We start from the raw sequence: 25,405 nt of genomic DNA on the forward strand, positions 1-25,405 counted from the left end.
GCTGGCTTAGAACTTCAGGTTTAAAGTGGCTTGCAGATTCCGGCCGGGGCCAGGTGTGTAGAAGCTGGTGTACAGACCATCTGCGTACAACTTGTCCAGTGCGTTGGTCAGGTTGACTTTGAGCACTGCTTTTTCGTTGAACTTGTACTCGCCCATCAGGTCGAGGGTGGCGTAGCCGGGTGCAAAGAAGCCGGGATTGCGGTTAGGTGACTGCTCGCTGCGGAAGTTCACGCCAGTGCCTGCACGGAATTGGGGGGTGAACTGATAGGTGGTCCACACTGTTCCGCTATGGACGGGAGTCAAGGAAGGTCGATCGCCGACACGGTCACCCGCTGTGTTCTGAGAGCAGGTTCCTGTAGCAGGGCACGGGGCTGCCGCATCCACCATGGCGTCGGGCATCCACATGTAGGAGCCGTAAATCTCCCACTTGGGGGTCAACATGCCTGAGGCGTCAATTTCAAGCCCGGTGGCATGGCGCTGACCGGACAGCACCGGTGTTGCTGCGGCATTGTCAGGGTCGGTGTTGCGTTCGTTGAACTTCACTGACTGGAAGATCGCCAGACGCGTGGTGTAGCGCTTGTCTGCGGAGTCCAGCTTGGCACCGATTTCCACGTTTCGGCTTTGTTCCGGTTTCGCATTGGAGTTACCGGCGCTGTAGGAATAGGTGTCACCGGAGGTGTTGAAGGATGTTCCCCAAGAAAAGTGGAACGAGCTCAGCTCAGTGGGCTGGTACATCACGCCAACCCGCTGACTCCAATTGGCAATATTCTGCTCAAAGGCTGCCGTTTTCACGCCAGCTGCGTCTTCCGTGATGTAGTTGCCGCGCATGCGATCAAAGCGCAATCCACCCAGTACTTTCCAATGCTCGGCCACTTGCACCAAGTCCATGGCGTACAGGCCGAGGTTATCTGCCTGGAACGCACCGGAGCGCGTCACGATTCGGGCCGACTCGTCCACCGAAGCTCCGTCGTTAGGAGTGCCGACGGTGGTCGCGGGGCGGGATACGCCGCCAGTGGCGCGGAATACGTTTTTGTTCTCTTGGCCAAAATCCACGCCAGTGAACAACTCATGCTTCACGCCAAAGGCCGAGAACTTCTTGGTGTAATCCGTTTGCAGATACACCGAGTTCAGGTCTTGGATCTTGTTTTGAGCGCCGCGGGTTAAAACGGTGGCATCAGTGAAGTTGTTGATGCCGGTGCCTGTGGCGTAGTTCCAAAGGGTGGCACGCTGGTCGCGGGTGTAAACGCCACGGCGCACCGAGGTTTTCAGCTCGCTGTCGTCGTCAAAGCGGTGGGTGTGGCTAGCGGTGATGTAGTCTGCGGTCCCCTTGTTGTAGTCGCTGGCCATGCCGTAATAGGTTTGGGGGGCGATAGCGCTGTTCAGGACCGAGCTCGTGGTTGCTGTTGCGGAAGTGGGGCGGATCCAGCGCACGCCGTAGTTGATCCCGTTGTCGTTGTCCAGTGACATGAGTCCCACCGAGAACTCGTCCTTGGTGCCGATGCCCCAGCGGTAGTTAGCGGCGATACCGCGTTTGTCGATGCTGCTGCCCGCGGCGTTGTTGTCCGCTTTGGTAACCATGGCATTGATACGCAGGCCCGAGTCTTCACCGGTTTGGATGTTGAAATCGCCTGTCACCCGGCGGTAGTTGTACATGCCAACGGTGGTGCTGATTTCATGGTCGTCAATGGCACGACCTTGCTTGCTGCTTTGGTTGACAGCGCCCCCGGTGGAACCGCGGCCGAACAGCATGGATGCGGAGCCGCGCAGCAGTTCGATTTTGTCGCTGTTGAAGGTGTCGCGGTCGTAGAACGCAGGGTCGCGCATGCCGTCTACAAAAATGTCGCCGGTTTGCGCCAGCGAGAAGCCGCGCAGGCGGATGTCTTCTTCTCCACCCTCTGCAGCCAGGAATGTGACGCCAGCGGTGTTGTGCAGCACGTCTTTCAGGGTGTCAAGGTTACGGTCGTCGACCAGCTTTTCAGTCACTACGGTGATGGACTGGGGAATGTCGCGCAGCTCTTGTTTGCCTTTGCCGATTGATGTTGTGGTGGCGCGCACGGAGTCTTTGCCCTGTGCCTCTTCGGCCTTTTCGGTGATCGTGACGGGTTTGAGTGTTTTGACGGCTTCCGTCCCGGTGTCTTGGGCTACCGCAGAAAAAGATCCTGCCAGCAGCATCGCGCCCAGAGGGAGCAAGGTCGCAGGGTTGGCCGCCAAAGGCGTCGGGGAAGGGAAGGGGCGAGTAGTGGGCATAGCGCTCTCAACGTTCAATGAAAAGAATTTGCTGGCTATGTCTCCCACCGGCAGTGCGGTCTTGGACGTGGCTTGCTAACGTGTCAACTAAACAAGAAGCATTCCTGTTTAGTTTTAAAAAATGACCTACAGATGGCGGGTCATGGTGATGGTTTTCCAGGCGCCGTGCACCATAGTGGCGTTGGCGTGGCAGCGCTCAACGACCTCGCGGGCACAGTCTTCACAGCGGCCACATTGAGTTGCCACGCCCAGATCGATCTGGATGTCTTCAAAGCTCTTGCCTTCACTGGCGTGAAGGTGAATCTCTTTGTCGGATACGCGGTGGCAGACACAAACAATCATGGGTGGTCCGGTGCTGTGGAAAAATTGAATTGTAAATGAGAAGTTGTCGCATTTGCATTTATAGTTCTTAAAAAAATTTACTTTTGTTTACCATGCCCGCGCTAAAACTTCATTTGCCTCCTTCTCCCGATATTCTCAAATCCATGACACCGCAAGACTGGCAAGCAGTGACACAAGCCGAGCCGCTTGCCGCAGCCCGCTGGATGGAAGCCGCAGCCGCGCTTGGCAGTGCGGATGCACAAGCCATCGCCGGGCAATGGCTGCTCGATGGCCACGGACAACCCCGGAATCCAGATGCCGCAAGGGCCAGTTTTTTGAAAGCGGCGCAGCAGGCACACCCCATGGGCATGAATATGGCCGGTCGTTGTTTTGAAAACGGTTGGGGGGGGACGTGGACTACTTTGCGGCCGCCAACTGGTACCGCCAGGCAGCGCACGCGGGGCTGGATGCGGCGATGTACAACTACGCCAATCTGCTGGCAGCCGGCATGGGGGTTGCACAGGACGAAGCCGCCGCACTGGAGTGGTACCGCCACGCCGCAGCGCGCGGGCATGCCAAGTCCATGACCAAGATCGGCTATTTTTACGAGGATGGCAGGGTCGTGGCCCGTGACCTCAATGCGGCCTTTGTCTGGTTTGAAGCCGGGGCCACAGGCGGCGACTTCCGCGGGCAATTCAACTACGCCACCTTGCTGGCACAGCGCGGTGATTTGCAAGCGGCATTGCACTGGTTGCGCAAGGTGCCTGCCACTGCCACGGCCGCTTATCTGCGCCAAGCAGGCCAGCGGCTGCTGGATTCCAGCTACCCCGAAATTCGTAGTATTGGCGAATCCATGCTTCAAAAAGCCGCCTAGCGCGCACCGATATTGTGCGAATAGCTATAAATAAGATAGCAGAGTGCCGTGGTTGTCCCAGCCTCTGGCCAAGCTGTAGCGCTTGTGGGGGCTGGCACTGCCAGTGGCGCTGGTGTCTGTAGGCGCAAGTAGTGCCTCGCGGCTACCGCCCGCGATAAAGCCATCAGCGCTGTTACCTACAGGCATTAGCGCGCCGGCGCCTGCCAATGGCAGCATGCCTCTCCACTCGCCAGTTGCGGACCAACCCATTACCTGGCCGGCAAAGGTTGCGCTCACCCAAAACGTATCGGCCGCCCAGCACACGTCGCCCGCGTAGCCCTGCCACCCGTCGGGCGCTGCGCCCTCGGCGGGCCACGCCACTGTGTGCAGCCCCTCGGAGCCCAATAAGGCCAACGCCGGCGCCGCTTGCCGCAGCGCAGGGTCTGAATGCTCGGCTTGCAAGGCTACCGCCAAGGTGCCATCGGGTGCCAGCGCGAGGTGGCGCAGGCTCAAATACGGGTCTTCTAACGCGAACTGCGCGACGATGCGGCCGCTGGTGCTGTCCAGCCGCGTCAGGTAAGAGGCCATTTGCGGCAGGTTGCGTTTGCGGCGACCTGTTTCGGGCAGGGTCAAAATTCCGCCATTCGCCACGATCAGGTGCCCACCAGGCTCCCACATCAAGGCGTGGGGGCCGATGCCCCCGCTGGGGAATTCGCGAATCGTTTCCAACGAACCTGCATGCCGCTGCGCAATCAGCCCTTGGCCGGTGTCGCCATCGCTCTCGGTGGTGAAAATGAATTTCCCGTCCGGCGACTGCACAGCGTGGCCCTCCAAGTAGCGGTCCGGCTCCATGGGGTGTAGGTGCAGCAGGCGGCCGTTGCGCGTGTCCACCCGGGCCAGGTATTCACCGGGCCGGCGTGCGACCACCAGCGCCACTGGCGCTTGGCCGGCGCGTGAGGCGGTGAGGGGCAGCAGTTGGTGCGCCCGGTCGGGCAGGGCGGTGGCCCAGCGGGCGCCCTGTGGGGTCCAGACACCGGCGTAGGTTTGCCCCCGGTCTTGCCAGGCGGTGAGCACTTGTGTCTCTTTGACGCGCGCATTTGTTGTGGCAAAAGCTGTGCGGGGCTGCCCTGCACCCCAAACTGCGAGGCCCATGGTGGCCAGTGTGCTCAGTGTTTGCCGGCGCGTCAGCGGCTGAGCGTCTGGCGCAGGGTCAATCGCCATCGGCATCCGTAAACCCTTGGCTGAAATCGAAGAGTCGGGCCCCCATGTCACTGGCCAAGGTGTGCAGCGCCGCGATGCTGTTCTGTGCGCGCAATACGCTACTTGGTGCTTGCGGGCGGGCCGCGTGCACTGCAAGGCGGGTCGTTGCCAGTTGCTGCGCCAGTTGGGTGGCAGGCGCGAGGTGGCCGCGCGAGCGCAACAGGTCGGTAAAGCACCGGGCCGCTGCGTCGTTGGAGGGTGCGCAGTTGCCTGCAGGGTCGCCCGCCAGAAAGTTTGCGATGCTCTCCCACTGCGCCTGCCACGCGGCGGCGGTTTGCCCGCTCAGGCCCCGCACCCAAATGGTGCTGTCTTTGCCCCGGGTGTTGACCCGCATTTTCTTCAGGCGTAATTGGTCGAGGCTGCCCATGCATTGGGTGAACCATTCGCCGTAGTCGGTCCAGGCTTGTGCTTCATCCACCGAGCCGCTGTCAGGCGCCTGTGTTGCAGTCTGGTAGGCCTGCAGCAGGGTGCCTGCCTCTGCAGATACCTCGCTGCTAATAGCCGCAGCGAGCGCCTGCGCACCAGGCTGGGTCGCCTGGGGCCAGAGCAGCCACTCCAAAGCGGGCAGCCCTTTGGCGCCGACCCCGGCAGCGCGCACCCGGGCGGCTAAGACCTCCGCGCTGGCATCCTTTGCGACTTGCGCCAGCGCTTGTACCTGTGCGGTGCGGGTCGGCCAAAAGTCCAGGGTGCGCACCGAGCGGCGCTCCAGCAGGGCCCCTGCAGGCACCGCCGCCAGTTGCTCCCACGCCAACATGCAGCGCACCCAGGCTGCGCGTTGGGCGGGCAGGTCTGCAGGCGTGGTTTGCAGGGTCTGTTGAAGTGCGCTGGCGGTTTGGGCGAATGCATGGGCGCGTGGCAGCCAGTGGCTTTGTAGACCGCCCATCGCCAGTTCGCTCGCGCGGTAAAACGGCGTCGCCGTCCCGGTGGGCGCTGCGCAGCTGGATGCTATGGTTTTTGTAGCTGCATGCGCAGTTTGTATGAGCGCTAGAGCACTCAAAGACCATGTTTTGAGAAGGGTGCGCCGCTTCATAAAGATTCCACAAACGCGACCAGCGCCTGGCGGTCGCGTGCACTGAACTTGAGCACCTGCTGTTGCGCAGCTAGGGCCTCGCCACCATGCCAGAGTATGGCTTCGAGCACCCCGTTGGCCCGCCCGTCATGGAGGAGCCGGCGGTGGCCGTTGACATCGTGAATCAGACCCACGCCCCAGAGAGGCGGTGTTTTCCACTGCCGGCCATTGGCAGCGGAGTCCGGGCGGCCATCGGCCAGCGCGGGGCCCATGTCGTGCAGCAAGAGGTCGGTATACGGCCAGATTTTCACGCCCTCAACCTTGGGGCTGGACAAGCGGGGGAAGGGTGCTGCGCCCGTGGTGTAGCTGGGGCGGTGGCAGGTGGCGCATTGGGCTTGCACAAACAGCGATTCCCCCCGGACCACGTCCGCCCGGTTGCTATGGCGTCGCGCTGCCGGGGCGAGGGTGGCCTGGTAGAACACCACATCGCCCAGCGTGCGGTCGTCAATTTCCGGTGCCTGGCCCTGTGCACCCCGGGGTGCCGCCAAACAATCTTTTTGGGTGGGGGTGCAGGCTTCTTCAGGGTGTGTGGTGGAGGTAATGCCGATATCGCCCAAAAACGCGCCGGCCGTTTGGCTGGCCAGACTGGCTTGGTTGGCCTTCCAGCCGAAGCGGCCGATGCGCTCTGCGCGGGCAACGTCGTCCCAGACCCGATTAGGCACGCCCTTGATGGGGCCGGCCAGGGCGGCTTGGGCGCTGGCGTTGGCAAGGATGTCGCTATCAGTAATAGCCTCTATCAGCCCGAGCCCGGCCATCTGGGGCGCAATGCGGGGGCTGATCATGGCGCCGGGCGCCAAGGGGCCATAGGCCAGTTGGGTCAGGCGGTAGAGCGGCTTGCGCAGTGTGTAGGGTGTGCCATCCGCAAAGCGGCCATGTACCGGCTGGTGGCGAATCTGCACTTGCCCCTCGGCTTGCACCCCTTGAATGGCGGCATTGTTGAGCTGGTCGCCATAGACCGGGTCGGGCACTACGCCGCCATGGGCGCCAGTGCCTGGAATCGAGAGCCGTATCAGCAAGGCAACGGGCGGCTCGCTCAGGCCCTTGCGGAATTCGGGCGGTGCGCCGCGGCCGTCTTGTACATGGCAGCCGCCGCAGGAGCGGGCAATAAAGTGGGGGCCCAAGCCGTCGCGGGCGGTGGTGGAGGCGGGGGCCTCCACCCAATTGCGGCGGAAGAAAGAATTACCCACGGCAAACCGGGCCCGCTCCTCGTCGTCTAGGGTGGGCAGTGGCATCGAGAATGCATTGCGCCCGGTGACAAATGCAGTCGCTTGGTCCGCGGTCAGTTCGCCTTGACTGCGGCCGGCGGTGTCATTGTTGCTGTGACCCCATACGGGCCAGAGCAATGCGGCAGCCGCGCCGGCCGCCGCGATCAGCAGCCCCAGTTTTTGACGGGCGCGCAGCTTCATTGCGCTTGGGCCAGCTTGTGGATGCCCAAAGCGGCGGCTGCTTCGGTCAAGTCTTTGGATTGCTGGACCAAGCTGTCGATCGTCTTTTGCAACCGGATGCGCCCCGGCGCGTCTTTGGCACCCAGGATCTCCCGGTCAAAGGGAGCCTGGATCGCGTTGGCGAACGCCACGCTCCGGGCGATTTGTTGACTCACTTTGTCTGCAAGGGCCGGGTTTTTGAGTGCTACCAAGTCTTTGAGCGAGGGGCCTTGCAGCGAAGTGCCGTCCAGGCGCTGGTAGCTGCCGAGCCAGACGTTTTGGATGCCCTGCGCGTTGGTGGCAGCATCGCGGTGGGTGTTGTCAGAGAAGCAGGAGTGTTCGTCTTCTTTGTCCTGGGTGTTCATCGCGACTTCCAGTCGCTCTCCGGCCAGCTCGCCACGGGACAGTGAGCCGAGGCCGACGATCATTTTGTGCACCGACTGGATGCCGCCTTGCTCAAATCGCGCACGGTAGTTCTTGCTGGCAGGTGCCCAGGCTTTGACGAGGAAGCCCAGGTCATCTATCAGCAGCTCGGTCACCACCATTAGGTAGGTGCGGCGGCGATCTGCGTTGGCGGTTTTGCCATCCACAAAGTCTTCAAAAGAGCGGTTGCCCGGGCCGGTGTCGCTTTGGTCCTGACCCCACAGCAGGAACTCAATGGCGTGCCAACCGGCGGCAATGTTCTCTTCGCCGCCGCGCTCGTTCAGCTTGGCGAGCGTAGCTTTGTTGATCGTGATCTTCCGGTTGTTGACGATGCCGGCCTTGGGCTTGCCGGCCACGCTGTCAATGTAGGACTCATCCAGAGGCCAGGCGTTGAGTCGTCCCTCGGGGCCCTTGTCGTCATCGATCGGGCCGCTGTAGAAGCGAAAGGCTTCGGTCTGGCCGTAAAACTCGCGGGCAGCCAGCCATGCTTTTTTCGCGTCGTCCAAGCCTTGGGCGCTCGGGGCCGCGGTCAAGGCCTTTATGGCCTTTTGCAGGCCCCGTGCGCTGGTCAACACGTCTTGGTAGTTGGCCGAGACCAATTCTGCGTAGTTGCGCACGACGCTGGCGGTATCAACGGTCTGCGCCCGCAAGGGGAGTCCGCTCAAGAGGGTGGCTGCGAGAAGGGTCCCTTGGAGGAAGCTGCGTTTATGCATGGAGTCTTTCTGCGAAGTGCAAATCTAAACGCACATCTTAATGCAAATCGTTCTCAATAAATTACGCAAAAAAACGCTGAGGTCATCAGCGTTGAAGGGGAGCGATTTAGGAGAGTTCGCCCATTTGCGACTGCAGATAGTTGGGAAGGCCCACTTTGTCGATCAGGTCGATCTGGGTTTCCAGAAAGTCGATGTGCTCTTCAGTGTCATCCAGAATTTTTTGGAGCAGATCACGGGACACATAGTCGCGCACCGACTCGCAGTGGGCAATGCCAGCTTTGATGGTGATTTGTGCACCCATTTCTGCCTTCAGATCGCACTCCAAAGCCTCGGGCACGGTTTCGCCGACCATGATTTTTGCCATGTCTTGCAGGTTGGGCAGGCCGTCGAGCATGAAGATGCGGTCCATCAACATGTCGGCGTGCTTCATTTCACCAATGGATTCGCTGTACTCCTTTTTCGCCAGCTTCTCGAAGCCCCAGTGCTTGTACATGCGGTAGTGCAAAAAGTACTGGTTGATGGCGGTGAGTTCGTTCTTGAGCTGGGCCTGCAGGTGGCCGATGACTTGGGCGTCGCCTTTCATGGGGGTACTCCTTTTTGAAACGGTCATTATCCCTTTGGGGGTTGTCGAAGCAAATGGAGTGGGCCTAAAAAATCCCGCAATAGCAGCGCGGGATTTTGAAGTTAATGAGAATGATTCGCATATACTTTGATTTCAGGTCTCGCTGTGATACCTGTTTCCACAAGGAGATGACGATGCCCACGCATTGGAAGCCGCAAGACGAGGAATACCTCATTCCAACCGCCGAAGCCTTGATGGCCAGCACCATGGCCCTGATGACGGGACATGTGCAGACAGCTTGCCCGGAACACCGGGAGGCCATGGTCGCAAAAATTGTGAGTAACCTGACCCGCCTGTCGGCCGACCCTTTGTTGTCGCCCGGCTTCCAAACTTTGTTGTGGTCCTTGCGACAGCGGTGGTCGCGCCAGGGTTCGCCTGAAACGTGGCCGCGCCCCGCTGCGGCAGATGGGGGCTTCTGGCATGCCAGTCCTGAGGCGATTCAATGAGCGAGTTCGCCAGCAAACACCGCGCAGCCGGGCGCTACCGGTCGATGTGCCCTTGCTGCGAGCCAGAGGCTGAACCCGTGCGTGGCCGCCCGACCAAGCAAGCCCCCCGCCGCCCCGTGATGGCATGGCGTGTTCGCTTGGCAAATGGCCTGGAGCAAGTCGTTCAGCAAGCCACAGAAACCGGAGAGGCTTAACCATGCCAATTGCAAATCAGGACCCTGTGGCCGTCAGCGCTACGATGGACAACCCCGACATCTGCCCACCCGCCCATTTGTTGCCTGCCGGCGCCACAGGTTCGCGCCGCAAGCGCCTGTGGGACTTGGGGACCCATTGCCATTGCCCTCTGGTGGGGGTGAGTTTGCCAATGGAGGTGCTTCGGCGGCTGGTCAACAAGTCGCTAGGCGCGCAAGCGGTTGCCAATGACTACGAGGTGCATGCGGGTGCGGTTGCCGAGGCTGCGCGCCGCTGCAAGCTCTCGGAGCTGATGCAGGCCGAGCTCGAATCCCGGTATGTGCGCGAGATCCAAGCCTTCAAGGCGGCGAAAAGCAGTTTGGCGGTGGCCGAGTTGTGGGTCAATCACCTGAAAGCAGGCGATGTGGCGGGCGCCTTCTGGGCGGCCTTGACGCACCCTCGTTGTGATGCCGCGCTACAAGATGCCATGTGCAAAGACCTGCACATGTTTCAACACCAGGCTGGGGCCGGCGTGCGGCTTGAAATCGCGCGTTTCAATGCCTTGGCTCATGAAAACGCGGTGTTGACGCGTGAGCTCGGCAAGGTGCAGGAGCGCATCTCCCGTGTGATGGTGCAGAAAACGGCAGAGCTCGATCGTGTGCAAGCGGAGCTGCTGCGCCTCAGGGCGGAGAGCATCGCCAAGGACAGTCGACTTGCGTTCTGGGCGCAGGACTACGCGGAGTTGCAAGCCTCGATTCCGCAGCTCGATGAGCGTCAACGATTGCAAAAGCGCATTGAGCAACTTCTGCTACGCCAAGAGGAGCAAGACCAATTGCTCGCCGATTGCCGTCGCAAACTACAAGTGGCAGAACGCAGTTTGCTGGAGAGGGCGCGCCCGGAGCGCATGGATACGAGCGCGGTCATGGGAGTCGAGGGGCAACAAGTACCGGTGCGCTTTGATCACAAAGTCGTCTTGTGTGTAGGCGGGCGCACCGGCAATGTGGCCAACTACCGTGATGTTGTTGAGCGGGTAGGAGGGCGCTTTGCGCACCACGACGGTGGCGTGGAGGACAACGCTGCGGTTTTGGATGCCAACCTGGCGGCGGCTGATCTGGTCATTTGCCAGACCGGCTGCATCAGCCACAACGCCTACTGGCGGGTCAAAGACTTCTGCAAGCGCACCGGCAAGCAGTGTGTCTACGTGGAGAGCGCCAGCGCCTCCTCCCTAGAGCGCAAATTGCAGACGCTCAGTACACCAGTCGTTCAGGATGAATTTCCTGAAGAATCGTCGTAGCGATCTCTTCGATGGACTTGGTCGTGGTGGACAGCCACCGGATCCCGGTGCGGCGCATCATGGCCTCGGCCTCGCTGACTTCCATGCGGCAGTTCTCGAGTGAGGCGTATTTGGAGTGGGGCCGCCGTTCATTGCGGATCTCTGACAGGCGCTCGGGCTGGATGGTGAGGCCGAAAATCTTCCCGCGGTGCGGCACCAGGGCCGGCGGTAGCTGGCGGCGCTCAAAGTCTTCGGGAATCAAAGGATAGTTAGACGCTTTCAGGCCATATTGCATGGCTAGATATAGCGATGTCGGGGTTTTGCCGCTGCGGCTGACCCCGACCAGGATCACATCGCTTTGCTCCAGGTCGCGGTTGCTTTGCCCGTCGTCGTGGGCCAATGAGAAGTTGATGGCCTCGATCCGGTCGTGGTATTCCTTGCTCTTGCTGGCGTCGCTGAAGCGGCCGATCCGGTGGTTGGATTTCAAGCCCAACTCTTGCTCCAGCGGGTGTACGAACATACCGAACATGTCGAGCAACATGCCTTGGCAGCCTTCTTGGATGACTCTCAGCACATCCATGTTTACCAAAGTCGTAAACACAATCGGCTTGTTGCCGTCGACCACGCCTGTATGGTTGATCTGCCGGACCGCTTGGTGCGCTTTGTCCACCGTATCCACGAAAGGCAAGCGCACATGCCGTGCTTTGGTCTCAAATTGGGCCAGGATCGCATTGCCGAATGTTTCAGCGGTAATGCCGGTGCCGTCAGAAATAAAGAATACGGTGCGTTGGGGCATATGGAGGTCGTTGGTGGTGTCAGTCAGATGCAAGGGCATGGCGGGGTTTCGTAATCGGGTTACACGATGTGCCCACCTACAATGATTGCAATTTAGCGCATTTAGGTACCAGTTACGTTTCCCACAACACCAACAACAGGAAAGTGACAGGTCGCGCGACCCGCCCAAGGCTTGGCCGGCGGGTCAAAGAAAGGTTTTAACTTCTGGAGCATCCTATGTCTGAACTTTTCAATGCGACCGACCTGGTCGTGCCTTTCGAGCGCTTGCGCATGACGGACGTCGAGTCCGTAGGCGGCAAAAACGCCAGCTTGGGGGAGATGATTTCCCAGCTTCCGCAAGGCGTCCGGGTCCCAACGGGCTTTGCGACGACCGCCCACGCATTTCGCCAATTCCTGGCCCACGACGGCCTGGCCGACAAGATCAGCGCCAAGCTGAAGACACTGGATACCGAAGACGTGCGCGCTTTGGCAGTCGTCGGAGCCGAAATCCGCTCCTTGGTTGAAGCTCAGCCTTTCCCTGCTGATTTAGAGCAGGCGATTCGCGAAGCTTTTGTGACGTTGTCTGCGGGTAATGACCAAGCCAGCTTTGCGGTGCGCTCATCTGCTACTGCCGAAGACTTGCCTGACGCGTCTTTTGCCGGTCAGCAAGAGACTTTCTTGAATGTGGTGGGCATTGAAGACGTGCTTCACAAAATGAAAGAGGTGTTTGCCTCCCTGTACAACGATCGCGCGATCAGCTATCGCGTCCACAAGGGCTTTGCCCATGATGTAGTGGCTTTGAGTGCCGGTGTGCAGCGCATGGTGCGCTCAGACTTGGGCGCGGCCGGTGTGATGTTCACTATCGACACGGAATCCGGCTTTAACCAAGTGGTGTTCATTACCTCCAGCTACGGTCTGGGGGAGACCGTGGTGCAGGGCGCTGTGAACCCTGACGAGTTCTATGTGCACAAGCCCATGCTCAAAGCGGGCAACCGTGCAGTGATTCGCCGCAATTTGGGCTCCAAACTTTTGCAGATGGTGTTCACCAGTGCCGAAGAGAAGGCAGCTGGCGGCAAGCTGGTTAAGACGACCGATGTACCCACCGAACTGCGTAACCGCTATTCCCTGACCGATGTGGATGTGGAGCAATTGGCCAAATACGCCTTGGTGATTGAAGAGCATTACGGCCGTCCGATGGACATCGAATGGGGCAAAGACGGTATTGACGGCCAGCTTTACATCCTGCAGGCGCGCCCTGAAACCGTGAAAAGCCAGGCCGGCACAGCCGCTGAGTACCGCTACAAGCTCAAAGGCAAGGGCAATGTGGTGGCCGAAGGCCGTGCCATCGGTCAAAAGATCGGCACCGGGCCGGTGCGGATTGTTCACAACATCAGCGAGATGGACCGGGTGCAGGCGGGCGATGTGCTGGTGACCGACATGACGGACCCCAATTGGGAACCGGTGATGAAGCGCGCCAGCGCAATTGTGACCAACCGGGGTGGTCGTACCTGCCACGCGGCCATCATTGCGCGCGAGTTGGGTATCCCAGCCGTGGTGGGTTGCGGCAACGCCACCGACCTTCTCAAGGAGGGCATGCTGGTCACCGTGAGCTGTGCAGAGGGTGATACCGGCTTTATCTACGATGGACTGCTGGAGACAGAAATCTCTGAAGTACAGCGCGGTGTGATGCCGGAGATTCCGGTGAAGATCATGATGAACGTGGGCAACCCCCAACTGGCTTTCGACTTTTGCCAGTTGCCTAACGAAGGTGTGGGCTTGGCGCGGTTGGAGTTCATCATCAACAACAACATCGGAGTGCACCCCAAAGCCATTCTGGACTACCCGAATGTAGATGCCGATCTTAAAAAGGCGGTGGAGTCGGTGGCACGTGGACATGCATCGCCTCGCGCGTTTTATGTGGATCGGGTGGCAGAAGGGGTTGCCACCATTGCAGCAGCGTTCTGGCCCAAGCCGGTGATCGTGCGTTTGAGCGACTTCAAGAGCAACGAGTACCGCAAACTGATTGGTGGCAGCCGCTACGAGCCTGAAGAAGAGAACCCGATGCTCGGCTTCCGTGGTGCTGCGCGCTATATCAGCACCGAGTTTGGCGAAGCCTTTGCCATGGAATGTGAAGCCCTCAAACGGGTTCGCAATGAAATGGGACTCACCAATGTGCAGGTGATGGTGCCTTTCGTTCGTACCTTGGGCCAAGCCAAGCGGGTCACCGAACTGCTAGGGCGCCACGGGCTGCGTCGGGGCGAGGCCGGTCTCAAGCTCATCATGATGTGCGAGATTCCGAGCAATGCCATTCTGGCGGACCAGTTCCTGGAGTACTTCGACGGCTTCTCCATCGGTTCTAACGATCTGACTCAGCTCTCCTTGGGGCTGGATCGCGATTCCGGCCTTGAATTGCTGGCGGCTGACTTCGATGAGCGCGACCCCGCTGTCAAGGCCCTCATCACGATGGCGATCGACGCTTGCAAGCGCCAGGGCAAGTATGTGGGTATCTGCGGCCAAGGGCCTAGCGACCACCCTGACTTCGCCAAGTGGCTGGAGCAACAAGGGATTTCTTCTATCTCCCTGAACCCCGACTCGGTGATCGCCACCTGGCAGCAACTCGCGGTCTGATGCCCGACAAGACGGCCCAGCGCAATTGGCACCTGCACGCAGTGCTGCTTGCGCTGTGGTTTGTCTTTTCTTTCGGCATCGTTTTTTTCGCCCGGGACCTGAGCGGTACGTTTTTTTCGTGGCCGCTTGCTTACTGGCTGACTGCCCAAGGGGCATTGTTGGTATTTATCGCGATCGTCGTGGTCTTTGCCTTGGTGGCCAACCGGCGTTCGCCCGAAGTCTTCCAGTTCGACGCTGTTGAATATGGCTCTTACACCGCCTCGTTGCGCAGGCGGTTTTTCGGTTTTGTGGTCGGTTTGTTGGTTTTTTTGGTGGCTTTGGGGGTGGCGGAGCAGTACGGCTTGCCCAAGGCGTGGGTAGCCGGCATTTTTCTGTCTGTCACCTTGGTGCTTTATGCGGTGATTGGCGTGTTTGCGCGCACCGCTGACGCCAACGAGTACTACGTGGCCGGGCGACGCATCCCCGGCGTTTACAACGGCATGGCGACAGCGGCAGACTGGATGAGTGCTGCCTCGTTCATCAGCTTGGCGGGTGGTTTGTATACCCAAGGTTTTAGTGGTTCTGGAAGCCAGCCCGGCGGCTTGGCCTATGTGCTGGGGTGGACCGGGGGCTTTTGTCTGGTCGCATTGCTGGTGGCTCCCTATTTGCGCAGCATGAATTTGTATACCGTTCCGGATTATTTTCGGGTGCGGTTCGGAGGGCATTGGCCCCGCCGTATTGCCGCCTGGTCTGCCGTGCTGTGCTCATTTACCTATGTGGTAGCCCAGTTGTACGGTGTGGGCTTGATTACCTCCCGCCTGACGGGTGTGCATTTCGAAATCGGGATCCTCTTGGCGTTGGGCGGTGTGCTGGTGTGTTCCTTCTTGGGGGGCATGCGCGCGGTGACCTGGACGCAGGTCACGCAATATGTGGTGGTCATTCTGGCTTTTCTGATTCCCGTGTCCTGGCTCTCTTACCAGCAGACTGGCAATCCTTTGGCGCCATTGGCTTACGGGCAGCAACTGGGGAAAATTACCCAAATGGAGCAAGCCTTTGCGGTGTCCCCCCAAGAGCAAGAGGTGATCGCCATCTATGCGCAGCGCGCAGAAGAGTTCAAGCGCAAGTTGGTGGATGTGGAGTCTTCGCTCGCGATTGAGCGCGAGGAATTGCGCCGACAGTTGCGGATCCTTGGCGACAGCAAGGCGCCAGATTCTCAGGTTCAGGCGACGCGCAAGGCCTTGGCTTCACTTCCTAAAGATGTGAATGCGGCCCGTGAGCTGTGGACCAAAAATTGGCTCGAAAACACCGAAAAAGCCAAAGCACTGGGTGGCATGGCGCCGCAGACGCGGCCCTTTGCGGGGGATCCGGAGGGTTCTGCGTCGGAGCAGGCGGAGTTTTCGACGTCGCGCGCCAACTTTTTGGCTTTGATGTTTTGTTTGATGGTGGGCACCGCCGGTTTGCCTCACCTCTTAACCCGTTACTACACCACTCCGGGGGTCGCGCAAGCCAGGCGCTCCGTAGCATGGTCTTTGATCTTTATAACCTTGTTGTATCTGTCTGCACCTGCTTTGGCTGTTTTGGTGAAGTACGAGGTGATGGCAAATTTGGTCGGGCAGCCGTTTGATGCGCTTCCCGCCTGGATGCTGCAGTGGTCGCGCGACCCCAATTTGCTATCGTTCAGCGACGTGAATGCGGATGGCGTCTTGCAATTTGCCGAGTTGCGGGTCGGTGCGGATCTGGTGATGTTGGCCTCCCCAGATATTGGCGGTTTGCCGTATGTGGTGTTTGTGTTGGTGGCAGCCGGTGGCTTGGCGGCGGCGCTCTCCACCGCTGACGGTTTGCTGCTCACCATAGGCAACGCGCTGGCCCACGATGTTTATTTTGAAGGCAATAGCAACAAGGCCGAAGCCATGCGCCGTGTGATGCTGTCCAAGTTCGCGCTCTTGGTGGTGGCGTTGATGGCCGCCTATGCCGCTGCGCAGCGACCCGCGGGCATCTTGTATCTGGTGTCAGCCTCGTTTTCATTGGCAGGCGCTGCATTCGTGCCGGCCATGGTGCTGGGTATTTTCTGGAAGCGCATGACCAGGGCAGGCGCGGTCGCTGGCATGTTGGCAGGCTTGGGCACCACGGTGGGTTACATGGTGGTGAACTTTCCAGTATTGCGGCAATGGTTTGGTTTTTCGGAAGAGCATTTGTGGTTTGGCATACAGCCCGTCTCTGCCGGTGTTTTCGGTGTCCCGGTGGGTCTGCTGATGGCTATTTTGGTCAGCTTGTTGACATCGCCTGACTCTGCCGAAGATCGCAATTTGTCACCCCCCTTGGGTTAGGCTATAATCGTGGGCTTCGCCTTGCTGCACCCTGTCTAGACGCCGGGGGCAGCTTTTATAGCCGGCACGAGAGTGCCGGAAAACCCAGATGCTGGGAAATCCTCAAGGAGTATCAATGCGTCATTACGAAATCATCCTCATGATCCACCCGGATCAGAGCGAGCAAGTTCCTGCAATGCTGGAGCGTTACAAGGGCATGATCACCGCTGGCGGTGGCAAGGTGCACCGCGTTGAAGATTGGGGCCGTCGTCAGATGGTTTACCTGATCAACAAGCTGGCCAAGGCTCACTACCTGTGCGTCAACATCGAAGCTGACCAGGCTGTGATGTCTGAACTCGAACACGCGTTCAAGTTCAACGATGCAGTGTTGCGTCACCTGACAGTGTCCAAGAAGAAAGCCGAAACCGGTCCTTCTTCCATGATGAAGACTGTCGAGCGCGAAGACGCACGCAAGGCCCAGCAGGCCGAGTACCAAGCCTAATTGAACGGGTCTACGAACCTTTCCCCTAAAGGAGTGCAGGCGAATTCATTGGTTTTAGGTGCTTGTATCGCAGAGTTTGAAACGATGCGCTACACACCATCAGGTCTCCCGGCCCTGAATCTCCGGCTCGAACACGAGTCTCAGGTATCAGAAGCCGGATCTGTACGAACCGTGAAGCTTGTGATGAAAGCGGTGGCCTTCGGCACGCTGGCTGAGCGGCTTGCAAAGCAAGCAGTTGGCAGTGTGTGGCAGTTCTCCGGATTCATGGCAAATGCACGCCAAGGAAAGTCAGTCGTTTTCCACATTCAAGAATTTTTGCAAAATTAATTTTTAGGAGTCCATCATGCCCGGACCAAAACGTTTCAATAAAGACAAGCGCCCCAAGCGCAACACGCAATCGTTGTTGTTCAAGCGCAAACGCTTCTGCCGCTTCACCGTCACTGGCGTCGAAGAGATCGACTACAAAGACATCGACACATTGCGTGATTTCATTGCTGAAAACGGCAAGATCATTCCCGCACGCCTGACTGGCACCCGCGCTATTTTCCAGCGCCAACTGAACACCGCTATTAAACGCGCTCGCTTCTTGGCGATGCTGCCTTACAGCGACCAGCACAAGATCTAAGGAGTCCCGACCATGCAAATCATTCTGCTCGACAAGGTCGTGAACCTCGGCAACCTGGGCGAAATCGTCAAGGTGAAAGACGGCTACGCTCGTAACTTCTTGATCCCATCCGGCCGTGCACGCCGTGCTACCGAATCTGCCAAGGCAGAGTTCGAAGCCAAGCGCGCTGAGTTGGAAAAGGCCGCAGCAGCCAAGTTGGCTGAGTGCCAAGCTTTGGGCGAAAAGCTCGGTGGTACTACCATCAAGCTGACCCAAAAGGCTGGTGTGGATGGCCGTTTGTTCGGTTCCGTCACCAACTACGACATCGCTGAAGAATTGGTGAAAACCGGTTACAAGGTGGCTAAGTCTCAAGTGCGCATGCCTAACGGTCCTATCAAGGTCGTGAGCGACAGCACTGTGAGCGTGGCTCTGCATACTGACGTGGTGGTGGACATCACCGTGTCCGTGTACGGCGAAACTGCTTAATCAGCATTCCGTGCGCAGCCTGCTTGCAGGCTGAACACCTACAAAAGCCGCCAGGGTCTCCGCCCTTGCGGCTTTTGTATTTGGGGACCAGGTTTATCCCTTGGTGTACACAGTTTTTCCACAAGTTGCCCCCAGCTTCTCACTCGACGCGGTGCGCGGTGCGCCTTAGGATGAGGAGCTCATAGGAAACCACATGTCTGCAGTACCGTTCGCTACCGAAGGATTTGAATCCGACCGCCAGATTGCCCAGCTCAGGGTGCCCCCGCATTCGATTGAGGGCGAGTCCAGCGTGATCGGTGGCCTGCTTCTTGACAACGAAGCCTGGGACCGGGTGAGTGACATCCTGATGGATGCAGACTTTTACCGCCACGAGCATCGTCTTATCTACGCCTCGATCGGTGTGTTGATCAACGGCAATAAGCCGGCTGACGTCATTACCGTTTTTGAGCATCTGCAGAACCAGGGCAAGGCAGAGGAGGTGGGGGGGCTCACCTATCTGAACTCGCTGGCCCAGTACGTGCCGAGTGCGAGCAACATTCGCCGCTACGCCGAGATCGTGCGCGATCGCTCGATTTTGCGCAAACTGGTCAGCGCCAGTGATGAGATCGCGACCAACGCGTTCAATCCCAAAGGCCGCCCGGTCTCTGAAATTGTCGACGAGTCTGAGCAGAAGATCTTCAACATCGGCGAAGCAGGCAAGCGCAACAAGCAGGGCTTCCAGTCGATGGACAGCTTGGTCGTCAACCTGCTGGATCGCGTGCAGGAGATGGCGGACAACCCGAATGACGTGACCGGCGTGCCTACGGGCTTCATCGACTTTGACCGCATGACAGCTGGTTTGCAAGCCGGTGATCTGATCGTGTTGGCGGCGCGTCCCTCCATGGGTAAAACCGCCTTGGCGATCAATATTGCTGAGCACGTTGCCCTGAATGAAGGCTTGCCGGTTGCCATCTTCTCGATGGAAATGGGCGCCGCCCAATTGGCGGTGCGTATCGTCGGCTCCATCGGTCGTGTGGACCAAGGGCATTTGCGTACCGGTAAGCTGACCGACGAAGAGTGGCCCCGTTTGTCAGAGGCGATTGAGAAGCTGCGGACCATTTCCCTGCACATCGATGAGAGCGCAGGCCTGAACTCCAGCGAAGTGCGTGCGAATGCTCGTCGCTTGGCGCGCCAGTGCGGGCAGCTCGGCCTGATTGTGGTGGACTATTTGCAGCTCATGAGCGGTAGCGGCGGCGATGGGGAAAACCGGGCGACTGAGCTGGGTGAAATTTCCCGGGGCTTGAAAATGCTAGCCCGTGAGCTGAAGTGCCCTGTGATCGCGCTGTCTCAGCTGAACCGTTCGGTGGAGCAGCGGCCTGACAAGCGCCCCATGATGAGTGACTTGCGTGAATCCGGCGCTATTGAGCAGGATGCGGACATCATCATGTTTATTTATCGTGACGAGTACTACACCAAGGATCAATGCAAAGAGCCTGGTGTGGCGGAAGTCATCATTGCCAAGCAACGTAACGGCCCGACTGGCACCGTCAAGCTCGCTTTCATGAACCGCTTCACCAAGTTCGAAAACCTGGCCCACAGCGGTGGTGACGACTACTGAGCATCAACGATAGACATAGAAAAAGGGCTGGAAGCCAAATCGGCTTCCAGCCCTTTTTACATCTGCGCGAGTAGCTATTATTTTTATAGCACTTCGCTGGCGAAGTCAGCAAGGCGGGAACGCTCACCGCGCGCCAAGGTGATATGTCCGCCGTGTGGCCAGCCCTTGAACTTGTCGACGGCAAACGTCAGGCCCGAAGAGCCTTCGGTCAGGTAAGGCGTGTCGATCTGCGCGAGGTTACCCATGCAGATGATTTTGGTTCCCGGCCCCGCACGGGTGATCAGCGTTTTCATTTGCTTGGGTGTTAGGTTCTGGGCTTCGTCGATGATCACGTATTTGTTCAGGAACGTGCGGCCCCGCATGAAGTTCATGCTCTTGATCTTCACCCGGCTACGGATCAGTTCGTTGGTAGCCGCACGGCCCCATTCGCCGGCATTGGTATCGGTCTTGCCCAACACTTCAAGGTTGTCATCCAAGGCGCCCATCCAGGGGCCCATCTTTTCTTCCTCGGTGCCAGGTAGAAAGCCGATGTCTTCGCCCACGCTTACCGTGGCGCGGGTCACGATGATCTCGGTATACCGGCGATCGTCCAGCACCTGCGTCAAGCCTGCTGCCAGTGCCATCAGTGTTTTGCCGGTACCGGCCGTGCCTGTGAGGGTCACAAAGTCCACTTCAGGATCGGTCAACAAGTTCATCGCAAAGTTTTGTTCGCGATTGCGGGTGGTCACTCCCCAGACTGCATTTTTCAGGTGGTTGAAGTCCTTGAGTGTCTTCAGCACTGCGGTTGTTCCGCGGATCTCTGTCACCCGGGCGTAAAGGCTGGGCTCACCGGGCGACTCAAAATACACAAACTGATTGATCAGCATGCTGGGCACAGACGGGCCGTCCACCTTGTAGAAGGTGTGTGGGCCTTGCTGCCAGCTTTCCACGCTCTGGCCATGGGTGGCCCAAAAGTCAGAGGGCAGGGCGAGCGAGCCGGAATACAGCAAGTCACCGTCTTCCAGGGTTTTGTCGTTCTGGTAATCGTCGGTGGCCAAGCCCAGAGCGCGCGCCTTGACGCGCATGTTGATGTCTTTGGAGACCAGCACCACTTCGCGGGGCGCATAGTGCTGGCGCAGGGCCTCCACCACACCCAGAATCTGGTTGTCTGCCTTGCCTTGGGGCAAGCTGGTGGGCAGTGTGTAGTTCAGGGGCTGCGTCTGAAACATCAGCTTACCGTTGGCATCTTTGTGCCCGGTGCTGTCGAGCAAGAAGCCGGCGGTAATGTCTGCGCCCGGTGCGCCTGCCAGAGTGTCCAGTGTGCGGCTGGTTTGGCGGGCATTGCGGGCGACCTCTGTCATCCCCTTTTTATGGCCGTCGAGCTCTTCGAGCACGATCATGGGCAGGTAGATGTCGTGTTCTTCGAACCGGAACAAGCACATGGGATCGTGCAACAACACATTGGTATCCAGCACAAACAGCTTTTTCGGGCCGCTGGTTTTGGCGCGTTTGCTGCGTTTGGTGACTGGCGCTGTAGTTGTCACAGCCGCAGCCACATGTGCTGCGACTGGTAGGGGCTTGGAGCTGGGTGTGGGCACGTTCGCGGCCGTAGGGGCCATAACCGGGCTATGGGTCAAGGCCGCAGATTGGGTGGAGCGCTTGGATTCCCGCTCAGTGCTGCGCTTGACTGCGACGGCGCTTACAGGTTCGGCGATAACTTCTGTCGGAGCCTTGCGGGCTGCGCGGGGTTTGGCACGCGCGGGAGCCTCAAAGTCTTTGGCGGTCAATCGATCAGCACGCTTGGACGGGGCAGTGGGCAGTGGCATGGAGTGGATTCGCAGAAGTTGAGAGTGAAAAAACTATGCCGAAAAAGCGAAAAAGCCGCCTTGAGCCAAGGCGGCTTTTTGTGTGATCGCGGTTGCAAGCTTCAACGGCATACGAACCATTATGCATGAGCCCCGTGACGCCAATCGGCAACGGGTGCATCAAAACAACAAGGGGATCAGGCGGCTTTTTTGAGAACCTTAACGGCTTTCAAAACGTCGTCGACATGCCCAGGAACCTTCAGGCCACGCCACTCTTCTTTCACCAGGCCATCCGCGCCGATCAGGAAGGTACTGCGCTCGATGCCTTTGACCTTTTTGCCGTACATGATTTTGTTTTTGACCACACCGAACATGTGGCACATTTTTTCTTCGGTATCAGCAATCAGCTCAAAAGGCAGCTCGAGCTTGGCCTTGAATTCGTCGTGGGACTTCATGTTGTCGCGGGAAACACCGAACACTTCGGCGCCTGCTTTGACGAAATCTTTGTACTTGTCCCTGAATTGCATGGCTTCGGTAGTACAACCAGGGGTATTGTCTTTCGGGTAAAAGTACAGCACCATGGTTTTCCCGACGTGGGTGGTGTTGGTCACCTTGATGCCGCCGGTGGCGTTGGCTTCGAATTCGGGAAGGGGTTTGTTGACAACAATCGCCATATGGAATTTCAATCTCGGTGTGTTGACCGGCTAGCCGGACATGTCAGTCATAGGGGACAGCGTCGAACGTGACAGCAATTCTTCGCTCTGGACCGCAACCCGCTATTTTACTCTGAAATGCCCCCACCAAGCGTCGGGCGGTGAGTTGCTTTCTCAGACCATGAGGGCCGCTACCACCTTGCGACCTTCACCCGACAGAAAGTTATAGGTGCGGCAGGCGGCCTGGGTGTCCATGGTTTCTATGCCGATGCGGGCGCTGTAGAGGGGCGATATCCATTTCGGATGCGGAAACCGGATCTTGCTGCCGCTCCCGAAGAGCACCAATTCCGGCGCGAGTGCAGCCAATTCTTGAAAGAGCGCTTCCGTCAGGTCTTCAAATCGGGCGCAAGCCCATGGGCGGCAGATGCCTTGGCTGCTCACGATGATGCTGCTGTGGTGTTTTTCACCGTTGACTTCGACCCAGTCGGGGCCGTAGCCGGTGATGGAGGGGCCTTGTGTTGCGTCGGGGATGAATTTCATGGGGAGGGTGATACCGGAAGACGCAAGCGGAGTGCCTGCCGAACTGTGGTCAAATTATAGGTTTCGCCCTGTGCTGACACCTCCCGGAGGGACTTTGAAAACCATTCAGAAATCTGCCAAGCTGGCTAACGTGCTCTACGACATTCGCGGTCCCATCATGGACGCGGCGCGTCAAATGGAGGACGAGGGCCAGAAGATCATCAAGCTCAATCTGGGCAACTTGGCGGTGTTCGGTTTTGATGCACCCGAAGAAATCCAGCAAGACATGATCCGCAACCTGCCCAACTCGGCAGGCTACTCCGACAGCAAAGGCATTTTTGCTGCCCGCAAAGCGGTCATGCATGAGACCCAGAAGCAGGGCATTGCCGGCGTTACCTTGGATGATATTTATCTGGGCAACGGCGCCAGTGAGCTGATCACCATGGCCACCAACGCCTTGCTGGACAACGGCGACGAGTTGTTGCTGCCGATGCCTGACTACCCCTTGTGGACCGCAGCAACCAGCCTGTCCGGCGGCACACCGGTGCATTACCTGTGCGATGAGAACAATGGCTGGATGCCCGACCTGGACGACATCCGCGCCAAGATCACGCCACGCACCAAGGGCATTGTGGTGATCAACCCCAATAACCCGACCGGCGTGTTGTATTCCACCGAGCTGCTGCAAGGCATCATCGAAATCGCCCGCCAGCACGGCTTGGTGATTCTGGCGGACGAGGTGTACGACAAGGTCTTGTACGACGGTATCCACCACACGGCCATGGCCAGCCTGTCGACCGACGTGTTGACGCTCACCTTCAATTCCCTGTCCAAAAGCTACCGCTCCTGCGGTTACCGTGCTGGCTGGCTGGTGGTGTCAGGCAACAAAAAGTCGGCGACCGATTACATCGAGGGCTTGAACATGCTCTCGAACATGAAGCTGTGCTCCAACGTGCCCGGCCAGTGGGCGATCCAGACCGCTTTGGGCGGTTACCAGAGCATCAACGATCTGGTGTGCGAAGGCGGGCGTTTGCGCCGCCAGCGCGATCTGGCCTATGAGCTGATTACCGCCATCCCCGGCGTGACCTGTGTGAAGCCGCAGGCCGCGCTGTACATGTTCCCCAAGCTGGACCCCAAGGTGTACCCCATCTCGGACGACCGGCAATTTTTCCTGGAGCTGCTGCGCGAGACCCGCGTCATGCTGGTGCAGGGAACCGGCTTTAACTGGCATGCGCCCGACCACTTCCGCATCGTGTTCCTCCCGCATGAGGACGATTTGCGTGAAGCCATTGGCCGCATTGCCAAGTTCCTCGAGAGCTATCGCAAGCGCAACGGGAACTGACTCACTCTGATTTTGATAGCTGCCCACGCACTGTTTGCAAGGGCTAGACGCACTTTTAACGTAAGAACGATATGAAACCGATACAAGTAGGCCTGCTCGGCATTGGCACCGTGGGAAGCGGCACATTCAATGTGCTCAAGCGCAACCAGCAAGAAATCCAGGGCCGTGCCGGCCGAGGTATCGAAATCACCATGGTGGCTGACCTCGATGTGGCGCGTGCCCAAAGCGTCGTCGGTCCCGACGTGAAGGTGGTGAACGACGCGCGCGCCATCATTGCCAACCCCGACATCGATATCGTCATCGAGCTGATCGGTGGCTACGGCATTGCCAAGGCGCTGGTGCTGGAAGCCATTGCCGCCGGAAAGCATGTCGTCACTGCCAATAAGGCCTTGCTCGCAGTGCACGGCACCGAAATTTTTGCTGCCGCTTCCGCCAAGGGCGTGATGGTTGCATTCGAAGCCGCTGTGGCCGGTGGTATCCCCATCATCAAGGCGCTGCGCGAAGGCCTGACGGCCAACCGCATTCAGTGGATTGCCGGCATCATCAACGGCACCACCAATTTCATCCTGTCCGAAATGCGCGACAAGGGCCTGGACTTTGACGTGGTGCTCAAAGAAGCACAGCGCCTAGGTTATGCCGAAGCCGACCCGACCTTCGACATCGAAGGCGTGGATGCAGCGCACAAAGTCACCTTGATGAGCGCGATTGCATTTGGTATTCCGGTGCAGTTCGACAAGGCCTATGTGGAAGGCATCACCAAGCTGGGCGCTGCCGACATCAAATACGCCGAGCAACTGGGCTACCGCATCAAGTTGTTGGGCATTACCAAGCGCACGGCCGCCGGCATTGAGCTGCGCGTGCACCCCACACTGGTACCGGCCAAGCGCCTGATCGCCAATGTGGAAGGCGCGATGAACGCAGTCATGGCCCACGGCGACGCCGTAGGCACCACGCTGTACTACGGCAAGGGCGCGGGCTCAGAGCCCACTGCCAGCGCCGTGATTGCCGACTTGGTAGACATTACCCGTCTGCACACCGCAGACGCCGCCCAGCGCGTGCCGCACCTGGCTTTCCAGCCCGACGCCATCAGCAACACCCCGGTGTTGGCCATGAGCGAAGTCGTGACCAGCTACTACCTGCGCTTGCGCGTGGCCGACGAGGCCGGTGTGTTGGCCAAGGTCACCGGTTTGCTGGCCGAAGCCGGTATAAGCATCGATGCAGTGCTGCAGCGTGAAGCGGATGAAATCAGCGGCGAAGCTGCGACCCAGACCGACGTCATCATCCTGACCCACGACTGCGCAGAAGCTAAGATGAACGCGGCGCTCGCCCAGATGCAAGCGCTGCCCACCGTGTTGCAGCCCATCACCCGCATCCGCAAGGAAGAGCTGGCGTAATCAGGACACTGCCCC

The 25,405-nt window shown here is 59.0% G+C and carries 23 protein-coding genes and 1 pseudogene; 13 read left to right on the forward strand and 11 right to left on the reverse strand.

Going from position 1 to position 25,405, the window contains the following annotated elements; all coding sequences use genetic code 11:
- Window positions 1-6: 6 nt before the first annotated feature.
- Window positions 7-2,247: a TonB-dependent receptor gene (locus tag RAE21_RS04905; RefSeq protein ID WP_313880390.1), complete on the reverse strand. Its 2,241-nt coding sequence runs from the start codon at window positions 2,245-2,247 to the stop codon at window positions 7-9.
- Window positions 2,248-2,373: 126 nt separating this feature from the next.
- Window positions 2,374-2,589: a (2Fe-2S)-binding protein gene (locus RAE21_RS04910; protein WP_313880391.1), complete on the reverse strand. Its 216-nt coding sequence runs from the start codon at window positions 2,587-2,589 to the stop codon at window positions 2,374-2,376.
- Window positions 2,590-2,681: 92 nt separating this feature from the next.
- Here RAE21_RS04910 and RAE21_RS19330 point away from each other — a divergent pair.
- A pseudogene (locus RAE21_RS19330) lies at window positions 2,682-3,442 on the forward strand (tetratricopeptide repeat protein).
- A 24-nt stretch (window positions 3,443-3,466) separates the two neighbouring features.
- Here RAE21_RS19330 and RAE21_RS04920 read toward each other — a convergent pair.
- The 5 genes from RAE21_RS04920 to bfr all read right to left on the reverse strand — a co-directional run bounded on the left by RAE21_RS04920 (window position 3,467) and on the right by bfr (window position 8,893).
- Entirely contained in the window at window positions 3,467-4,642 is a 1,176-nt protein-coding gene (locus RAE21_RS04920; RefSeq protein ID WP_313880394.1) for a DUF1513 domain-containing protein, read from the reverse strand.
- Complete coding sequence (locus tag RAE21_RS04925) at window positions 4,632-5,711, reverse strand: imelysin family protein (protein WP_313880395.1); 1,080 nt, start codon at window positions 5,709-5,711, stop codon at window positions 4,632-4,634. Before RAE21_RS04925 ends, RAE21_RS04920 begins: the two co-directional genes overlap by 11 nt.
- Window positions 5,708-7,156, reverse strand: a complete 1,449-nt coding sequence (locus RAE21_RS04930) for a di-heme oxidoreductase family protein (protein WP_313880396.1) — start codon at window positions 7,154-7,156, stop codon at window positions 5,708-5,710. The genes RAE21_RS04925 and RAE21_RS04930 overlap by 4 nt, the downstream gene beginning before the upstream one ends.
- Window positions 7,153-8,310: an imelysin family protein gene (locus RAE21_RS04935; protein WP_313880397.1), complete on the reverse strand. Its 1,158-nt coding sequence runs from the start codon at window positions 8,308-8,310 to the stop codon at window positions 7,153-7,155. Before RAE21_RS04935 ends, RAE21_RS04930 begins: the two co-directional genes overlap by 4 nt.
- Window positions 8,311-8,416: 106 nt before the next feature.
- Window positions 8,417-8,893: a bacterioferritin gene (bfr, locus tag RAE21_RS04940; protein ID WP_313873275.1), complete on the reverse strand. Its 477-nt coding sequence runs from the start codon at window positions 8,891-8,893 to the stop codon at window positions 8,417-8,419.
- 173 nt (window positions 8,894-9,066) lie between these two features.
- Here bfr and RAE21_RS04945 point away from each other — a divergent pair, with 173 nt between their 5' ends.
- The 3 genes from RAE21_RS04945 to RAE21_RS04955 are packed head-to-tail and all read left to right on the forward strand — an operon-like array spanning window position 9,067 to window position 10,843.
- Window positions 9,067-9,378: a hypothetical protein gene (locus RAE21_RS04945; protein WP_313880398.1), complete on the forward strand. Its 312-nt coding sequence runs from the start codon at window positions 9,067-9,069 to the stop codon at window positions 9,376-9,378.
- Window positions 9,375-9,572 (forward strand): hypothetical protein, encoded by a 198-nt coding sequence (locus RAE21_RS04950; protein WP_313880399.1) that lies wholly within the window; start codon window positions 9,375-9,377, stop codon window positions 9,570-9,572. The genes RAE21_RS04945 and RAE21_RS04950 overlap by 4 nt, the downstream gene beginning before the upstream one ends.
- Window positions 9,573-9,574: 2 nt before the next feature.
- Window positions 9,575-10,843, forward strand: coding sequence for a DUF2325 domain-containing protein (locus RAE21_RS04955; protein ID WP_313880400.1), 1,269 nt, complete (start codon window positions 9,575-9,577; stop codon window positions 10,841-10,843).
- On the opposite strand, the gene ppsR is transcribed toward RAE21_RS04955, so the two are convergent.
- On the reverse strand, window positions 10,797-11,618 hold the full coding sequence (ppsR, locus tag RAE21_RS04960; RefSeq protein ID WP_313882654.1) for a posphoenolpyruvate synthetase regulatory kinase/phosphorylase PpsR: 822 nt from the start codon (window positions 11,616-11,618) through the stop codon (window positions 10,797-10,799). The two genes, RAE21_RS04955 and ppsR, sit on opposite strands and share 47 nt — an antisense overlap.
- Before the next feature lie 215 nt (window positions 11,619-11,833).
- On the opposite strand from ppsR, the gene ppsA reads away from it, so the two are divergent.
- The 7 genes from ppsA (at window position 11,834) to dnaB (ending at window position 19,698) form a co-directional block, all read left to right on the forward strand.
- Entirely contained in the window at window positions 11,834-14,224 is a 2,391-nt protein-coding gene (ppsA, locus tag RAE21_RS04965) for a phosphoenolpyruvate synthase (RefSeq protein ID WP_313880401.1), read from the forward strand.
- Window positions 14,224-16,530 carry a VC_2705 family sodium/solute symporter gene (locus RAE21_RS04970; RefSeq protein WP_313880402.1) on the forward strand — a complete coding sequence of 769 codons (2,307 nt, stop codon included), beginning with the start codon at window positions 14,224-14,226 and terminating at the stop codon, window positions 16,528-16,530. Before ppsA ends, RAE21_RS04970 begins: the two co-directional genes overlap by 1 nt.
- A gap of 115 nt (window positions 16,531-16,645) precedes the next feature.
- A complete protein-coding gene (gene rpsF / locus RAE21_RS04975; RefSeq protein WP_296507481.1) occupies window positions 16,646-17,011 on the forward strand; it encodes a 30S ribosomal protein S6 in 366 nt (121 codons plus the stop codon).
- A gap of 33 nt (window positions 17,012-17,044) precedes the next feature.
- On the forward strand, window positions 17,045-17,338 hold the full coding sequence (gene priB, locus RAE21_RS04980) for a primosomal replication protein N (RefSeq protein WP_313873268.1): 294 nt from the start codon (window positions 17,045-17,047) through the stop codon (window positions 17,336-17,338).
- Window positions 17,339-17,354: 16 nt separating this feature from the next.
- Window positions 17,355-17,636: a 30S ribosomal protein S18 gene (gene rpsR, locus RAE21_RS04985; protein ID WP_029708819.1), complete on the forward strand. Its 282-nt coding sequence runs from the start codon at window positions 17,355-17,357 to the stop codon at window positions 17,634-17,636.
- A gap of 12 nt (window positions 17,637-17,648) precedes the next feature.
- A complete protein-coding gene (gene rplI / locus RAE21_RS04990) occupies window positions 17,649-18,101 on the forward strand; it encodes a 50S ribosomal protein L9 (RefSeq protein ID WP_313873267.1) in 453 nt (150 codons plus the stop codon).
- Between the two features lie 193 nt (window positions 18,102-18,294).
- Window positions 18,295-19,698, forward strand: coding sequence for a replicative DNA helicase (gene dnaB, locus RAE21_RS04995; protein WP_313873266.1), 1,404 nt, complete (start codon window positions 18,295-18,297; stop codon window positions 19,696-19,698).
- 83 nt (window positions 19,699-19,781) lie between these two features.
- On the opposite strand, the gene RAE21_RS05000 is transcribed toward dnaB, so the two are convergent.
- The 3 genes from RAE21_RS05000 to RAE21_RS05010 form a co-directional block, all read right to left on the reverse strand.
- The gene (locus RAE21_RS05000; protein WP_313880403.1) at window positions 19,782-21,503 is read right to left on the reverse strand and encodes a PhoH family protein; all 1,722 of its coding nucleotides are present in this window, start codon (window positions 21,501-21,503) and stop codon (window positions 19,782-19,784) included.
- Window positions 21,504-21,679: 176 nt separating this feature from the next.
- Window positions 21,680-22,156: a peroxiredoxin gene (locus RAE21_RS05005; RefSeq protein ID WP_313873264.1), complete on the reverse strand. Its 477-nt coding sequence runs from the start codon at window positions 22,154-22,156 to the stop codon at window positions 21,680-21,682.
- A 153-nt stretch (window positions 22,157-22,309) separates the two neighbouring features.
- Complete coding sequence (locus RAE21_RS05010; RefSeq protein ID WP_313880404.1) at window positions 22,310-22,675, reverse strand: Mth938-like domain-containing protein; 366 nt, start codon at window positions 22,673-22,675, stop codon at window positions 22,310-22,312.
- 94 nt (window positions 22,676-22,769) lie between these two features.
- On the opposite strand from RAE21_RS05010, the gene RAE21_RS05015 reads away from it, so the two are divergent.
- Window positions 22,770-23,996: a pyridoxal phosphate-dependent aminotransferase gene (locus tag RAE21_RS05015; RefSeq protein WP_313880405.1), complete on the forward strand. Its 1,227-nt coding sequence runs from the start codon at window positions 22,770-22,772 to the stop codon at window positions 23,994-23,996.
- Window positions 23,997-24,067: 71 nt separating this feature from the next.
- Window positions 24,068-25,390 (forward strand): homoserine dehydrogenase, encoded by a 1,323-nt coding sequence (locus RAE21_RS05020; protein WP_313880406.1) that lies wholly within the window; start codon window positions 24,068-24,070, stop codon window positions 25,388-25,390.
- Window positions 25,391-25,405: the final 15 nt, after the last annotated feature.

The organism is Rhodoferax potami, from assembly GCF_032193765.1.
Lineage (GTDB): Bacteria > Pseudomonadota > Gammaproteobacteria > Burkholderiales > Burkholderiaceae_C > Allorhodoferax > Allorhodoferax potami.

Coding starts and splice junctions, on each gene's coding strand:
- RAE21_RS04905 (WP_313880390.1), bottom strand. CDS start 2,247: ATGCCCACTACTCGCCCCTTCCCTTCCCCGACGCCTTTGGCGGCCAAC.
- RAE21_RS04910 (WP_313880391.1), bottom strand. CDS start 2,589: ATGATTGTTTGTGTCTGCCACCGCGTATCCGACAAAGAGATTCACCTT.
- RAE21_RS04920 (WP_313880394.1), bottom strand. CDS start 4,642: ATGGCGATTGACCCTGCGCCAGACGCTCAGCCGCTGACGCGCCGGCAA.
- RAE21_RS04925 (WP_313880395.1), bottom strand. CDS start 5,711: ATGAAGCGGCGCACCCTTCTCAAAACATGGTCTTTGAGTGCTCTAGCG.
- RAE21_RS04930 (WP_313880396.1), bottom strand. CDS start 7,156: ATGAAGCTGCGCGCCCGTCAAAAACTGGGGCTGCTGATCGCGGCGGCC.
- RAE21_RS04935 (WP_313880397.1), bottom strand. CDS start 8,310: ATGCATAAACGCAGCTTCCTCCAAGGGACCCTTCTCGCAGCCACCCTC.
- bfr (WP_313873275.1), bottom strand. CDS start 8,893: ATGAAAGGCGACGCCCAAGTCATCGGCCACCTGCAGGCCCAGCTCAAG.
- RAE21_RS04945 (WP_313880398.1), top strand. CDS start 9,067: ATGCCCACGCATTGGAAGCCGCAAGACGAGGAATACCTCATTCCAACC.
- RAE21_RS04950 (WP_313880399.1), top strand. CDS start 9,375: ATGAGCGAGTTCGCCAGCAAACACCGCGCAGCCGGGCGCTACCGGTCG.
- RAE21_RS04955 (WP_313880400.1), top strand. CDS start 9,575: ATGCCAATTGCAAATCAGGACCCTGTGGCCGTCAGCGCTACGATGGAC.
- ppsR (WP_313882654.1), bottom strand. CDS start 11,618: ATGCCCCAACGCACCGTATTCTTTATTTCTGACGGCACCGGCATTACC.
- ppsA (WP_313880401.1), top strand. CDS start 11,834: ATGTCTGAACTTTTCAATGCGACCGACCTGGTCGTGCCTTTCGAGCGC.
- RAE21_RS04970 (WP_313880402.1), top strand. CDS start 14,224: ATGCCCGACAAGACGGCCCAGCGCAATTGGCACCTGCACGCAGTGCTG.
- rpsF (WP_296507481.1), top strand. CDS start 16,646: ATGCGTCATTACGAAATCATCCTCATGATCCACCCGGATCAGAGCGAG.
- rpsR (WP_029708819.1), top strand. CDS start 17,355: ATGCCCGGACCAAAACGTTTCAATAAAGACAAGCGCCCCAAGCGCAAC.
- rplI (WP_313873267.1), top strand. CDS start 17,649: ATGCAAATCATTCTGCTCGACAAGGTCGTGAACCTCGGCAACCTGGGC.
- dnaB (WP_313873266.1), top strand. CDS start 18,295: ATGTCTGCAGTACCGTTCGCTACCGAAGGATTTGAATCCGACCGCCAG.
- RAE21_RS05000 (WP_313880403.1), bottom strand. CDS start 21,503: ATGCCACTGCCCACTGCCCCGTCCAAGCGTGCTGATCGATTGACCGCC.
- RAE21_RS05005 (WP_313873264.1), bottom strand. CDS start 22,156: ATGGCGATTGTTGTCAACAAACCCCTTCCCGAATTCGAAGCCAACGCC.
- RAE21_RS05010 (WP_313880404.1), bottom strand. CDS start 22,675: ATGAAATTCATCCCCGACGCAACACAAGGCCCCTCCATCACCGGCTAC.
- RAE21_RS05020 (WP_313880406.1), top strand. CDS start 24,068: ATGAAACCGATACAAGTAGGCCTGCTCGGCATTGGCACCGTGGGAAGC.